14 protein-coding genes and 1 rRNA gene (1 of these 15 running past the window's edge) are annotated in these 14,816 nt (G+C 46.3%); all 15 read right to left on the bottom strand.

From position 1 onward, the window contains the following. Positions 1–1,219 (bottom strand): 16S ribosomal RNA (locus MKZ04_RS17505); it reaches 331 nt to the left of the window's first position. A gap of 294 nt (positions 1,220–1,513) precedes the next feature. Then, entirely contained in the window at positions 1,514–3,013 is a 1,500-nt protein-coding gene (lysS, locus tag MKZ04_RS17500; RefSeq protein ID WP_026578986.1) for a lysine--tRNA ligase, read from the bottom strand. Between the two features lie 84 nt (positions 3,014–3,097). After that, positions 3,098–4,099: a tRNA dihydrouridine synthase DusB gene (gene dusB / locus MKZ04_RS17495; protein ID WP_020449833.1), complete on the bottom strand. Its 1,002-nt coding sequence runs from the start codon at positions 4,097–4,099 to the stop codon at positions 3,098–3,100. 16 nt (positions 4,100–4,115) lie between these two features. Beyond that, positions 4,116–4,325, bottom strand: a complete 210-nt coding sequence (locus MKZ04_RS17490; RefSeq protein WP_031304995.1) for a helix-turn-helix domain-containing protein — start codon at positions 4,323–4,325, stop codon at positions 4,116–4,118. After that, the gene (gene folK / locus MKZ04_RS17485) at positions 4,277–4,777 is read right to left on the bottom strand and encodes a 2-amino-4-hydroxy-6-hydroxymethyldihydropteridine diphosphokinase (RefSeq protein WP_025809559.1); all 501 of its coding nucleotides are present in this window, start codon (positions 4,775–4,777) and stop codon (positions 4,277–4,279) included. The genes MKZ04_RS17490 and folK overlap by 49 nt, the downstream gene beginning before the upstream one ends. Further along, positions 4,774–5,136 (bottom strand): dihydroneopterin aldolase, encoded by a 363-nt coding sequence (gene folB / locus MKZ04_RS17480; protein ID WP_023855968.1) that lies wholly within the window; start codon positions 5,134–5,136, stop codon positions 4,774–4,776. Before folB ends, folK begins: the two co-directional genes overlap by 4 nt. Next, entirely contained in the window at positions 5,129–5,986 is an 858-nt protein-coding gene (folP, locus tag MKZ04_RS17475; RefSeq protein ID WP_026578987.1) for a dihydropteroate synthase, read from the bottom strand. The genes folB and folP overlap by 8 nt, the downstream gene beginning before the upstream one ends. A gap of 5 nt (positions 5,987–5,991) precedes the next feature. Further along, entirely contained in the window at positions 5,992–6,861 is an 870-nt protein-coding gene (gene pabC, locus MKZ04_RS17470) for an aminodeoxychorismate lyase (RefSeq protein WP_020449829.1), read from the bottom strand. Next, a complete protein-coding gene (pabA, locus tag MKZ04_RS17465; RefSeq protein WP_341046496.1) occupies positions 6,858–7,442 on the bottom strand; it encodes an aminodeoxychorismate/anthranilate synthase component II in 585 nt (194 codons plus the stop codon). Before pabA ends, pabC begins: the two co-directional genes overlap by 4 nt. Next, a complete protein-coding gene (locus MKZ04_RS17460; RefSeq protein WP_026578990.1) occupies positions 7,439–8,869 on the bottom strand; it encodes an anthranilate synthase component I family protein in 1,431 nt (476 codons plus the stop codon). The genes pabA and MKZ04_RS17460 overlap by 4 nt, the downstream gene beginning before the upstream one ends. A 198-nt stretch (positions 8,870–9,067) precedes the next feature. Then, positions 9,068–9,991, bottom strand: coding sequence for a cysteine synthase A (gene cysK / locus MKZ04_RS17455; RefSeq protein WP_023855972.1), 924 nt, complete (start codon positions 9,989–9,991; stop codon positions 9,068–9,070). 75 nt (positions 9,992–10,066) lie between these two features. Further along, positions 10,067–10,957 carry a peptidyl-prolyl cis-trans isomerase gene (locus tag MKZ04_RS17450; RefSeq protein WP_341046494.1) on the bottom strand — a complete coding sequence of 297 codons (891 nt, stop codon included), beginning with the start codon at positions 10,955–10,957 and terminating at the stop codon, positions 10,067–10,069. A gap of 52 nt (positions 10,958–11,009) precedes the next feature. Beyond that, complete coding sequence (hslO, locus tag MKZ04_RS17445) at positions 11,010–11,879, bottom strand: Hsp33 family molecular chaperone HslO (RefSeq protein WP_020449824.1); 870 nt, start codon at positions 11,877–11,879, stop codon at positions 11,010–11,012. 11 nt (positions 11,880–11,890) lie between these two features. Beyond that, entirely contained in the window at positions 11,891–12,667 is a 777-nt protein-coding gene (locus MKZ04_RS17440; RefSeq protein ID WP_003178242.1) for a type III pantothenate kinase, read from the bottom strand. A gap of 200 nt (positions 12,668–12,867) precedes the next feature. Further along, the gene (ftsH, locus tag MKZ04_RS17435; protein WP_020449823.1) at positions 12,868–14,787 is read right to left on the bottom strand and encodes an ATP-dependent zinc metalloprotease FtsH; all 1,920 of its coding nucleotides are present in this window, start codon (positions 14,785–14,787) and stop codon (positions 12,868–12,870) included. Positions 14,788–14,816 lie beyond the last annotated feature (29 nt).

Raw genomic sequence — 14,816 nt, 5'->3', positions numbered from 1 at the left:
AGGGGCATGATGATTTGACGTCATCCCCACCTTCCTCCGGTTTGTCACCGGCAGTCACCTTAGAGTGCCCAACTGAATGCTGGCAACTAAGATCAAGGGTTGCGCTCGTTGCGGGACTTAACCCAACATCTCACGACACGAGCTGACGACAACCATGCACCACCTGTCACTCTGCCCCCGAAGGGGAAGCCCTATCTCTAGGGTTGTCAGAGGATGTCAAGACCTGGTAAGGTTCTTCGCGTTGCTTCGAATTAAACCACATGCTCCACCGCTTGTGCGGGCCCCCGTCAATTCCTTTGAGTTTCAGTCTTGCGACCGTACTCCCCAGGCGGAGTGCTTAATGCGTTTGCTGCAGCACTAAAGGGCGGAAACCCTCTAACACTTAGCACTCATCGTTTACGGCGTGGACTACCAGGGTATCTAATCCTGTTCGCTCCCCACGCTTTCGCGCCTCAGCGTCAGTTACAGACCAGAGAGTCGCCTTCGCCACTGGTGTTCCTCCACATCTCTACGCATTTCACCGCTACACGTGGAATTCCACTCTCCTCTTCTGCACTCAAGTTCCCCAGTTTCCAATGACCCTCCCCGGTTGAGCCGGGGGCTTTCACATCAGACTTAAGAAACCGCCTGCGCGCGCTTTACGCCCAATAATTCCGGACAACGCTTGCCACCTACGTATTACCGCGGCTGCTGGCACGTAGTTAGCCGTGGCTTTCTGGTTAGGTACCGTCAAGGTACCGCCCTATTCGAACGGTACTTGTTCTTCCCTAACAACAGAGTTTTACGATCCGAAAACCTTCATCACTCACGCGGCGTTGCTCCGTCAGACTTTCGTCCATTGCGGAAGATTCCCTACTGCTGCCTCCCGTAGGAGTCTGGGCCGTGTCTCAGTCCCAGTGTGGCCGATCACCCTCTCAGGTCGGCTACGCATCGTCGCCTTGGTGAGCCGTTACCTCACCAACTAGCTAATGCGCCGCGGGTCCATCTGTAAGTGGTAGCTAAAAGCCACCTTTTATAATTGAGCCATGCGGTTCAATCAAGCATCCGGTATTAGCCCCGGTTTCCCGGAGTTATCCCAGTCTTACAGGCAGGTTACCCACGTGTTACTCACCCGTCCGCCGCTAACATCAGGGAGCAAGCTCCCATCTGTCCGCTCGACTTGCATGTATTAGGCACGCCGCCAGCGTTCGTCCTGAGCCAGGATCAAACTCTCCATGAAGTTTGATAATGACTACGCACATTCGCATGTGCGATTTATTTAATGAATTAACAGGTACGTTTGTCTTGTTTAGTTTTCAAAGATCATTATTAAAGCGACTTTTATATTATATCCAATCTCGGATATTAAGTCAAGAACTTTTTTAAGTTCTTTTTTTCTTTCGCCGCCGTTTTGCGGCAACGAATAATAATATACCACCGTATTTATGATTGTGCAATACTTTTTTGAGAAAAAATTTAATTTGTTTTAAATGCGCAGCAGCCGCTTGTTACACGGCTGCTGCCCAAACGTCATTTAACGATGTCTCATTTGCGGGAATAGTAAAACGTCCCTGATTGAAGGAGAATTCGTCAAAAGCATAATCAGTCTGTCAATGCCGATTCCAAGTCCGCCGGTAGGAGGCATTCCGTACTCCAGTGCTTCGACAAAGTCTTCATCCATCATATGCGCTTCATCGTTTCCTTCTTCACGTTCTTTTAATTGAGCTTCAAAGCGTTCTTTTTGGTCGATAGGATCATTTAATTCAGTAAATGCATTCGCGTGTTCACGGCCGACGATAAACAGCTCAAAACGGTCTGTAAATCGAGGGTCTTCAGGGTTTTTCTTAGCAAGCGGAGAAATCTCCACAGGGTGTCCGTATATAAAAGTAGGCTGAATCAACGTTTCTTCAACTTTTTGCTCGAAGAACTCATTAATGATATGTCCTACTGACATGCTTTCAGAAATTTCAATTCCGTGTTCTTTCGCGAATGCTCTTGCTTCTTCTACCGATACTTCTTTCCAGAAGTCTACACCGGTGGCTTCTTTAACAGCATCGACCATATGAAGTCTCTTCCATTCAGGCTTGAGGTCAACTTCATAATCTCCGTATTGAACGGTTGTAGTGCCAAGCACTTCTTGTGCAATATGAGCGATAAGGTTTTCCGTCAAGCTCATAATATCTTTATAGTCAGCATAAGCTTCGTAAAGTTCGATCATCGTAAATTCAGGATTGTGCCGTGTGGAAACTCCTTCATTTCTGAATACACGTCCGATTTCATAGACTTTTTCCAATCCGCCGACAATCAGCCTTTTCAAATGGAGCTCGATAGCGATCCTCATGTAAAGCGGCATATCAAGCGCATTATGATGCGTAATGAACGGACGGGCAGACGCTCCGCCCGGAATCGCGTGCATCGTAGGCGTCTCAACTTCTAAGTATCCGTGGTCATCTAAGTATCTTCTCATCGATTGAATGATTTTGCTGCGCGTAATAAACGTATTTTTGCTTTCCGGGTTTACGATCAAGTCCAAATAACGCTGACGGTAGCGCTGTTCGATGTCTTTTAATCCGTGATATTTGTCCGGAAGCGGACGAAGTGCTTTTGTTAATAAATCAAAGGATGTAGCTTTGACAGACAATTCGCCAACATTCGTTTTAAACATGACGCCTGTAACGCCGACAATGTCCCCGAGGTCAGAGCTTTTAAACCATTCGTACTGCTCTTCACCGACACTGTCTTTCCTGACATAGATCTGAATCTGGCCCTTTAAATCCTGAATGTGCGCGAATCCCGCTTTTCCTTTTCCACGCTTTGTCATCATCCGGCCGGCAATCGTCACTTCAATTGCTTTTTCCTCTAATTCTTCTTTTGAGAATTCATTATATGATTCAATGAGATCAGTTGATTGATGGGTGCGGTCAAAACGCTGCCCGAAAGGATCTTTCCCGTTTTCTCTCAATTGATTCATTTTATCGCGTCTGACTTGCAGCTGGTCGTTTAATTCTTCATGGTTATGCTCTTCATGACTCATCATATATCACTCCGTTACTTTTAGTCTTTCAGGAAAAAAGCAGAAAAACTGCCAGTGAAAACTGGCAGTGAGCAGAGGTCGGATTTATCCTACTTTTGCATCCTGAAGCTCTTTTGCCTCGGCTTCAATCGTAAACGCGTCTAAAAGCTGAACGAGCTCATCCCTCGTTTCGCAATGATTAATTTCATTCCGGACCTTTGCGTTTCCTCTTATGCCTTTTAAATACCAGGCTGCGTGCTTTCTCATTTCGCGAACCGCAACATTTTCGCCTTTCAGTCCGATTAATCGGTCAAGGTGAAGTTTGCAGACAGACATTTTCTCACGCACTTTCGGCTCATCTTTCAATTCGCCTGTTTCTAAATAGTGAACCGTACGGTAAATCATCCACGGATTACCCAGCGCTGCACGGCCGATCATGACACCGTCAACCCCTGTTTCATCAAGCATGCGTTTTGCATCTTGCGGAGTTTTGACATCACCGTTTCCGATTACCGGTATTGAAACGGACTGCTTCACTTCTTTGATAATATCCCAATTTGCCGTTCCTTCGTACATTTGCACGCGGGTCCGCCCGTGAAGAGCGACCGCTTTTCCGCCTGCGCGCTCTACAGCTTTCGCATTCTCAACGGCAAAGATATGGTCTTCATCCCAGCCCATTCTCATTTTTACGGTCACCGGCTTGTCAACAGCCTCCACTACTGCAGAAACCATTTCATAAATTTTATTCGGATCAAGCAGCCATTTGGCTCCTGCATCACATTTTGTAATCTTTGGCACCGGACATCCCATGTTTATATCAATAATATCCGCAGTTGTGTTTTGGTCAACAAACCTCGCCGCTTCGACAAGCGTTTCTTTTTCGCCGCCGAAGATCTGCAGGCTGAGCGGTTTTTCACGTTCATCGATATAAAGCATTCCCATCGTTTTTGCATTATTGTAAAGGATCGCTTTATCGCTGACCATTTCGGCGCAGACCAAACCCGCTCCGAATTCCTTAACCGTCAAGCGGAAGGCGGAGTTGCAGACACCGGCCATCGGCGCAAGCACAACCCTGTTTTTTAATTCTATATCACCGATTTTAAACATTTTTAGTCCTCCTTTCTTATTCTTCTGATGGAGATAATTCCTCCACTGTTATATTTAAAGTATTGGCTACATCCCTGAGCATGCTCTCCGACGGCATACGATTCCCGCGTTCTACTTCACCAAGCACAGAAACGGATATACCCAATGCTTTTGCAAACCCTTCTTGAGTATAACCCTTCAGCTTTCGATATGCACGAATTCGTCTACCCCAGATTTCTGCTTCCATACTCTTACACCTTCTTGATTTTTCGCATGATTGACAGCTCCCTCAAGCTCGGGATAAATCTCCAGCAGCGGGATGAGCACAAACAAACGTTCATGCATTCTAGGATGAGGAACGATAAGTTGCTCTGTCTCAATATTTTCACGATTATACAACAAAATGTCAAGGTCTACAGTTCTCGGCCCCCATCTGATGTCGCGTTTGCGGCCGAGTTCTTTTTCAATACGCTGAGTCAAATCAAGCAATTCAAACGGTGAAAGAGATGTTTTAACAGCTGCAGCCATGTTTAAAAATAGATCTTGGTCTGTATACCCGACAGGATCTGTTTCATAAATCGACGAGATGTCTGTCACCTGTACAGACGGATGTTGATGGAGGAGAGAGACAGCTTTTTTTAAATATTCTTCCCGCTGGCCGATATTCGAGCCGAGCGCTATATATGCCGAATTGTTCATTGTCGTTTCCTCGTCATCTCGATGGCCACCGATTTATAGTGTCCCGGTATAGGCGGGTCAGGCTTGACGACTTTGACCGTGCATTCCTGAACCGCTTCAAAATGCTTCAGCACTTTTGCGGCAATCGTTTCTGCGAGGGTCTCCACAAGGTTGACCGGCTCTCCCTCCACAACCTCTTTGCACAGCTTATACAAATCAGCATAATTAATGGTGGCATCAATACGATCCGTTTTTCCGGCTTCGCTTAAGTCTAGAAATGCTGTCAGATCAACGCGGAATCTTTGGCCAAGTTTGTTTTCTTCTTTGAAAACACCGTGATATCCGTAAAACTCCATGCCCTCTACATACACTTTATCGATGATAAACGCCTCCTTTATCAATCATGGCATCCATCATTTTTGCCATCCTGGAAATTTGCTTGACGTCATGCACCCTGACGATATCGCACCCTTTTTGAATACCGAGGCATACCGTCGCGCCCGTGCCTTCCGCCCTCTCCTCAGGCGGCAGATCCAGAACGCGGCCGATAAATTTTTTGCGTGACGTCCCCAATAAAACCGGGTATCCGAGTTCGCTGAATTTCTCAAGCTGGTTCATGACCGCCAGATTGTCATGATACGTTTTGGCAAAGCCGATACCCGGATCAAGTACGATGTGATGATCTTGAACGCCTGCTGATTTTGCAATGCTCACACATTCCATCAAATCAGACAGCATGTCCGGGATCAAGTCCTTATAATTTCGTTCCTCGCGGTTATGCATCAAGATAATCGGCACATTATGAGCGGCCGCAACCCGGGCCATGTCATGGTCTGCTTTTGCTCCCCAGACATCATTGATAATCGTTGCACCGGCCTTAAGGGCTTCATCCGCCACTTTTGCTTTATAAGTGTCAACAGAAATCGGCACGTCGATTTCCTGAACAAGTTTTTCAATTACAGGTATGACCCTTGACAGCTCCTCATCAAGAGAAACCTTTTCCGCCCCCGGCCTCGTTGATTCTCCTCCGATATCAAGGATATGGGCGCCGTCTTCGATCATTTGCTTTGCATGAATAACGGCGCGGTCGATGCTGTTATATTTTCCGCCGTCTGAAAAAGAATCGGGCGTCACATTTAAAATCCCCATGATCAATGTTTTATCTTCATAAGACAATGTGTATTGCTTTGCGATCAACTTCTTTGAACGCACCGCTGTTTGAAGCGCCATATCCTTCACCCTTTAATTGAAATATAGTCTTTTGCTGCTTTTCTATCGTTAGTGTATGCCTCTTGCAGACGTTTCGACAAATTTCCATCCTTTCCCGGAAATTGAGTGCTGCCGATTCTCCGGAATGGAACGATTTCCTGAACGGAATTGGTCATCCATGCTTCGTCCGCAAAGAGAAGCTCCTTTAAAGGGTATACCCCCTGCATAACTTCGATTCCCATATCTGCAAGGCGCTCGATGACATAACGACGGGTGACGCCGCCTAATATGCCGGTATCAAGAGAAGGTGTATACACACAACCGTCTTTTTCCCAAAAAATGTTGGAAATGATCCCTTCGGCTACAGCTCCGCCTTCGGTAAGAAAAATCCCTTCTTTGGCAGCGTCTGGTCCGAGCTCTCTTTTTCCGAACAGATTATTTAAAAAGTGATGTGATTTCAAGCGGAACGGACCTTCTGGCGTATTGCGTCGGACCTGTAAAATGACACCCTCCTTTTCAACCGGAACCGATTCAGGATGAAAAGGATTCATCATCACCATAACACCGGGTTTTTTGTATGAATCAGGAAAAAGACCTGAGTCACCGGGACCGGCAGATATATTTAACCGGACCTTGGCATCCAGATTTGGGGGCTGATTCAACTGAAGCAGCCTGTCAAGAATGGCAAGCACTTCGCTTTTTGTCAGCTCAAGCTCAATTCTCAGCTGTTCCAAAGCGTTGTTCAGTCTGTCCATATGCCAGTCTAAAAGGAAGGGCTCCCCTTCATAAAGGCGGAACGTTTCAAATACCCCGATTCCGTATAAAAAACCATGGTCAAAAGGAGAAAGTCTTGCTTCCTCCTCCTTCACATATTGACCGTTCAGGTAAATGATCATGTGTTCACTTTCTTTCGGTAAGTCTCAATAAAATTCTTCAGCATTTCTTTTCCGGAGGCAGTCATAATCGACTCCGGATGGAACTGAACGCCTTCAATAGGCAGTTCTTTATGCCTGATGGCCATAATCTCCCCTTCTTCCGTCCAAGCCGATGTCACAAAACAACCGGGCAGCGTATCCGGTTTGACGATCAACGAATGATACCTCGTGGCCGTGAGCGGATGTTCCAAGTCTTTAAAGACCGTCAACCCGTCGTGCAAGATTTCGGAAGTTTTCCCATGCATTAACCGTTCCGCCCTGACGACATCGCCTCCGAAAACCTGGGCGATCGACTGATGTCCGAGACAGACCCCGAAAATCGGTATCTTCCCGGCAAAATGGCGGATCGCTTCAAGGCTGATCCCGGCCTCATCCGGACTGCAAGGACCGGGAGATACCATCAAAAAGTCAGGCGACATATCCTCTATTTCCTGAAGCGTGATCTCATCGTTCCGCTTGACGACTAACTCCTCGCCAAACTCGCCTAAATACTGAACCAAATTGTACGTAAATGAATCGTAATTGTCGATCATTAGAATCATATCTCAGCTCTCCTCTGCTCTTTTTTCTCTTCTTCACTCAACTGCAGCGCCTTTTTCATCGCCAGGGCCTTTTTAATTGACTCTTTATATTCATGCTTAGGGTTGGAATCGATGACGATTCCAGCTCCGGACTGCATGAACGCCTGGCCCGCTTTCACATATATCGTTCGGATAACGATATTAAAGTGCATATCCTGATTATATCCGAACCATCCTATAGAACCAGTATAAAGCCCCCGTCTCGTCGGCTCAAGCTCCTCTATAATTTCCATCGTTCTAACTTTCGGCGCTCCTGTAATCGTACCGCCGGGAAACACGGCATGGATGACATCCACGGCATCGCATTCGTCCCTTAGTTCCCCGCACACATTAGAGACGATATGCATGACATGGGAATACTTCTCAATCACCATGAATTCATCGACCCTGACCGAACCGTACTTGGAGACCCTGCCGAGGTCATTACGCTCTAAATCAACGAGCATCACATGTTCGGCGCGCTCTTTTTCATTCATGATCAGTTCGTTCGCGAGCGCTTCATCCTCCGCTTCATCCGCCCCGCGGGATCTCGTCCCGGCAATCGGTCTTGTCTCAAGCCTGGTGCCCTTTTTCTTAATGAGCAGTTCGGGCGACCCGCAGATGATTTGAAAATCCGGGGTTTCCAAGTAGGACATGTATGGCGAAGGGTTGATTTCTCTTAACATTTTGTATACCTCATAAGGAGGCGCAGACAGGCGCTCCGACTGGCGAACAGAAAGGTTCACCTGAAATACGTCGCCGCTTGCAATGTATTGCTTCACCTTCTCAACAGCCTGAGAAAAGCCGGCTTCTGTAAATGAAGCTGCGAATAACGGGCTTTTATTATCATTTGTTTGATGACCGCCAGCGGTCTTCGGATGTTCCGTCTTCCACATTTGCTCAAGCCTGTCCAGTTTCTCTTCCGAAGCGGCCGGCGATTCTTCAACGGTGTGGGTAATCACCCAAAGCTGCTGCTGCTTATGATCATAGACGGCTATATCATCAAATACGAGAAAGAATAAATCCGGCGTTTGCAGATCATCGATAGACAGGATTTTGAATTTCTCAATATATCGGGCATAGTCATAGCTTAGAAAACCGACAGCCCCGCCCTGAAAGTCGGGAAAATCTGCAACCGTCTCCGTTTTCAGCGTTTCAAACCACTGAGAAAACTGCTGAAACGGATCCCCCTCTTTGAATATGATGTCCCCTTTGTATTGAATCGTCGTGATGCCGTCTTTCCCTTTTGCTATTGCGACAGGGTCGAGCCCGGCTATGCTGTATTCTCCGCCTCTCGCACTTTCGAGCAGAACGCGGTATTGCTTTCCTTTCGACAGGCTTTCAAATTGCTCTAAAAACCGTTGATTGGAAAATGGGAACGCTCTGGCTACAGGCCTTCGTTGTCTCATCATATCATTCCTCTGCCGTTAGTCTAATGTCCTTATTGTAATGCATATCTTTTTTCTAGGAAAAGAGAATTTCATTTCCAATATAGAAAAAAGTCCTTGAGCATGTTCACTCAAGGACACCGAGCTTTTAAAAGGGCTTCGCCCGTGAAAAACAAAAGGCCGCCGACATTGTCGGCAGCCTCCCGTTTCAACTGGAGCCTATTCAAATTGATAAAGAGGCGTGCTTAAGTATCTCTCTCCGTTACTAGGAAGAACAGCGAGAACTTTTTTGCCTTTCCCAAGCTTTTTAGCGACTTGAAGAGCAGCACAGATCGCAGCACCCGAAGAAATTCCTCCGAGAATTCCTTCTTCTCTCGCCGCTTTACGGGCAAATTCAAAGGCTTCTTCGTTTTTCACTGTGATGATTTCATCGTAAATGTCCGTATTCAAGATTTTCGGAACGAATCCCGCTCCGATTCCCTGAATTTTGTGCGGACCTGGTTTTCCTCCGGAAAGAACAGGAGAATCAGTCGGTTCCACCGCGAAAATCTTGATGGACGGATTTTTTTCTTTCAGGACTTCTCCGGCACCTGTTATCGTTCCGCCGGTTCCGATACCTGCAATGAATGCATCTAAACCGTCTCCGAATTGTTCGGCGATTTCTTTTCCCGTTGTGCGGCGGTGAACTTCTGAGTTCGCAGGGTTGTTAAATTGCTGAGGCATAAAATAGCCGTGCTCCTCAGCCAGTTCTTCCGCTTTTTTAATCGCGCCTTTCATTCCTTCAGCACCCGGAGTCAGCACAAGCTCAGCTCCATATGCACGCAGAAGGTTGCGGCGCTCAGAACTCATTGTATCAGGCATAACAAGAATCGCTTTGATGCCCTTCGCTGCAGCGACCATGGCAAGTCCGATTCCCGTATTTCCGCTGGTCGGTTCAATCAGTGTATCTCCTTCTTTCAGAAGGCCTTTCTCTTCAGCATCTTCTATCATGGCAAGCGCAATCCGGTCTTTTACGCTGCTTCCAGGGTTCATATACTCCAGTTTCACATATACTTCAGCACTGTCTTCATCAACTAGTCGATTTAATTTAACGACAGGTGTATTTCCGATTAAGTCATAAACAGAGTTTGCAACGCGAACCATTTGAACACCTCAATTTCCGAGTAATTTTATTGGGATTATATCTAATTTATCAATATCAAAATATTTTGTCAATCTTTATTTTTTATCGTCATAAAACCAAGATACTTTCGCATCTTTCCTAAGTGTCTTCACCGAAGCTTTGTCGCCTAATTGATCCATCGCGATCTGCCTTCTGATTTGATTTTTCACTTCGCTGTAAGTGAAAGCTTGCCCCGGGAGCTTTTCTTTGAGCTGGATGATTGCATAGCCTTGGCTCGTTTTAATCGGTTCATCCACCCATTGATTTTCCTTTAGCTGCTCAGCTTTCTCTAAATATTCGGCCGGAATGTTTTCGTGCTGATCATTGACGAACCCGAGGTCGCCGCCGTAAGGAGAAGTATACCGGTCAGTCGAATGTTCAGCCGCGGCCGCTTCAAAGCTGGATCCTTCCTTCAGCTCTTTAAGAACTTGTTCTGCTTCGTCTTTATCTTTGACAACGATATGCTTGAGGCGATAAGAATCATCGAATTTATATAAGTCCTTATTTTTGTTATAGAATGACTTCAATTCGCTGTCAGAAATGACAATATCTTTTGTCAGGAGCTCTTCTAGAAGAATATTATGCTTGATCTGCTCTTTCCATTCTTTTTCTGTTGTGGCTTCGTCTTCGTAGAAGGAATTGTATACAGCTTTAATCAGCAGAAATTCTCTTTCAATGTCTTCATCAGACACTTTGATCTTATTTTTTTCGGCCATTTGGGTAACAACGCGGTCGTTGATCATATCTTCAAGCGTTGATTTTCCATAGCGCTCTTCCATTTCGCTCAGCCATTCTTCACGCGTGATGCCGTTTTTTCCGATATGTGCAATGACTTCTTGAGCGGACGGTGAAGAAGCAGTCTGCGATTTCGTCAAAACATACGCGATCACGATACAGTTGACAAAGATCGCACCTAAAATAATCGGCCAAAGTGTTCTTGATTTCAATATGGTGTCTCCCCTTTCCCCATTGTAAAAGACCCGCTACTGCATAGCGGGCTTATATTTCATCTCGAAGCGCTTCAAGCTCTTCCTTTGTAAACAGATACTTTTCATTGCAAAAATGGCATTGAGCCTCAGCTTGGCCATCTTCATCAATCATCTGTTGAATTTCATCTTTGCCAAGACCGATGATGCCTCCTGAGAAACGCTCTTTTGAACAATTGCATGTAAACCGGACAGGAACGGTTTCCAGTATTTCCGGTTCTTCTCCCAATACCGCAGCCAGCACTTCCTCAGGTGTCAAACCTTTCTGAATCAGCTTTGAAATGGGCTCCACTTGAGAAAGGTTTGTTTCAAGCTTCGTGATTGTTTCATCGTCCGTGCCCGGCAGCAGCTGAAGGATAAATCCGCCTGCAGCTAAAATCGTATTGTCAGGGTTGACGAGCACCCCTACACCCACCGAAGAAGGAACCTGTTCAGAAGATACGAGATAATATGTAAAATCCTCGCCGATTTCTCCGGAAACGATCTCAACCTGGCCTGTAAATAAATCGCGGAGACCGAGATCTTTTACTACGCTTAGTGTGCCGGACGTGCCGACGGCTCTTCTGACGTCCAGTTTGCCGTGTTCATTTAAGTCAAAATGAACGTGCGGATTGGACACGTAGCCCCTGACATCTCCTTTTGCATTTCCGTCAGCGACAATCGCGCCGATCGGTCCGCCTCCTTCAATCTTGACGGTAAGCTTGTCTTCGCCTTTCAGCATGGCACCGAGCATGACAGCCGCCGTCATCGTTCTTCCTAAAGCGGCGGAAGCGGTAGGCCATGTGTTATGCCTTCTTTGGGCTTCATGAATCGTTTCTGTTGTATTCGCTGCATATGCTCTCACTTTGCCGTCATATGCGATGGCTTTCACTAAATAATCCATACCTCATCCTCCTATACACTTTCAACACGATTCCGTTCATAAATAAGCTCTAGTCCCTTCAATGTAAGGAACGGGTCAACGATATCGATGCAGTCCGATTCGTCTGCTATCAAGGAAGCAAGACCTCCCGTCGCAATGACTTTCGGATTTTTCTTGGACTGCCATTTCATCCGTTTGACAATGCCTTCAACCTGTCCGACGTAGCCGTAAAGGATTCCGGACTGCATCGCGCTGACCGTACTTTTGCCGACAATATGATCGGGCCGTGCAATTTCAATTCTGGGAAGCTTGGCAGCTCTCGAATAAAGCGCTTCAGTTGAAATCGTGATGCCCGGCGCGATCGCACCGCCCATGTACTCCTTGCGCTCGTTAATATAACAGTACGTCGTAGCGGTTCCAAAATCAACGACAATCAGGGGGCTCCCATAGAGATGAATAGCCGCCACTGCATTTACAATGCGGTCTGCTCCGACTTCTTTCGGATTATCGTATTTTATGTTTAATCCTGTTTTCATTCCCGGACCGACAATCTGAGGCTCGATCTGAAAATATTTAATACACATTCTTTCGAGGGAGAACATGATCGGAGGTACAACTGATGAAATAATAATTCCTTCGATCTGGTCAAACATCAGTCCGACATAATCAAATAAAGAACGAAGAAGCATGCCGAATTCATCTTCCGTTTTATGGCGGCTTGTCTCAATCCGCCAATGATATTCGAGCTCTCCTTCGTGGTAGATGCCAAGGACGGTGTTTGTATTTCCCACATCTATAACAAGCAACATTCTGATCACCACTTTTGACTAGTTTCCCTTACTTGGGCATAAAACATTCTACCATCATACAATACACGATGCCGATTCTGTTTGTAAACGAATCAAATCGTAGTGAACAAAGATTTTCCAAAGAGGTTTTTTAACCATAAAAAAAGAAAACTGCCAAAAGCAGAGCTTGGCAGTTTTCCTGAAGAGGCGGAAATGAGTCGTTACTCTTTCTCATCCTCGTTTTTTTCTTCGTCATCTCGTTTATTGATGTTGACTTTCACATCGTCTGTCTTTTCCTGATCATCCGAATATGTGCGATCAGGAAGTCTTCCGTGCTCAGACAAATGTTTGATTTGCTCAGCGTCGAGCGTTTCAACTTCCAGCAATGTTTGAGCGATCAGCTCAAGTTTGTCGCGATTTTCAGTAAGGATTGTTTTTGCACGTTCATAACATTCCTTAATGAAGCGCTGAATTTCTTTATCGATTTCATACGCAATCGCGTCGCTGTAGTTTTGGTCATTGTTGAAATCGCGTCCCAAGAACACTTGCCCGCCTTGCGATTGTCCGAATTGAAGAGGACCGAGCTTTTCAGACATACCGAATTCAGTTACCATTCGTCTGGCAATGCCTGTAGCGCGCTGGAAGTCGTTATGGGCACCCGTGCTGACCTCACCGAAGATGATCTCTTCAGCTACACGGCCTCCAAGCAAGCCGACGATCTTATCGAGAAGTTCGGGTTTGGTTTGGAAATAACGGTCTTCCTTAGGAAGCATAACGGCGTATCCGCCCGCTTGGCCGCGCGGTACGATCGTTACTTTATGCACCATATCCGCTTCATCCAAGACAAGTCCGATTACAGTGTGTCCCGCCTCGTGATAAGCCACGATATTGCGTTCTTTTTTCGAAATGACCCTGCTTTTCTTTGCAGGTCCGGCGATGACGCGGTCTGTCGCTTCATCGATGTCTCGCATATCGATCTTTTTCTTATCTTGACGCGCTGCTACGAGAGCCGCTTCATTTAAAAGGTTTTCAAGATCTGCACCTGAGAATCCAGGCGTCCGCATCGCGATCGCTTTTAAGTTTACGGATTCATCAAGCGGCTTGTTTCTTGCGTGTACTTGAAGTACAGCTTCACGGCCTTTAACATCTGGGCGGTCAACTGTAATTTGACGGTCAAAACGTCCCGGACGCAGCAATGCAGGGTCTAAAATATCGGCGCGGTTTGTCGCAGCGATAATGATGATTCCTTCATTGGCGCTGAATCCGTCCATTTCAACAAGAAGCTGGTTGAGCGTCTGTTCACGTTCATCGTGCCCTCCGCCAAGACCTGCTCCCCGCTGGCGTCCGACAGCATCAATTTCATCGATGAAAATCAGACACGGTGCATTTTTCTTAGCGTTTTCGAATAAGTCGCGAACACGTGATGCACCAACCCCGACGAACATTTCAACGAAGTCAGAACCGCTGATGCTGAAGAAAGGCACCCCTGCTTCTCCGGCACAAGCTTTCGCCAGCAATGTTTTACCGGTACCCGGAGGTCCGACCAAAAGCACGCCTTTCGGAATCCTTGCTCCGAGTTCAGCGAACTTGCGGGGATCCTTGAGGAAATCAACGACTTCCACAAGCTCTTGCTTTTCTTCATCCGCTCCTGCCACATCTTTGAATTTGACGCGTTTCTTTTCTTCTGTATAGAGCTTCGCCTTGCTTTTTCCAAAGTTCATAACACGGCTTCCGCCGCCTTGAGCCTGATTAAGCAGGAAGAAGAAAAGAATGAAGATAATAACAAAAGGGATGATGGTGGTAAAGAACGTCATCCATCCATTTGCTTCCTGTGCAGGTTCTACTTGTATCTTCGTTTTTTTCACTTGATCAATGATTTGATCTGCCCCTTTTCCTTCAGGAACATGGGTCAGGAAATATTGATCTTTCTCATAGGTCGTCAGCTGTCCCCGAACCTCGTACACGCCCCTGACAGGCTGGATGGAGACATTTTCAACCTTCCCTTTATCTAGGTTTGAAACAAAGTCACTATACGTCATATTTTCTGTTTTCGGATTTGCGGTTTGGAAGTAGCTCACAACTCCGATCACAACTAATAAAATAAGTAAATAAAAAATGGTATTACGGAAGACCCGATTCATTCCTTACCTCCTCCCACAGTAAGCACAAC

The sequence above is a fragment of the Bacillus sp. FSL W7-1354 genome (assembly GCF_038002405.1).
Lineage (GTDB): Bacteria > Bacillota > Bacilli > Bacillales > Bacillaceae > Bacillus > Bacillus paralicheniformis.
Note: the sequence above shows the minus strand (reverse complement) of the source record. Positions and strands in the feature narration are given on the sequence as shown.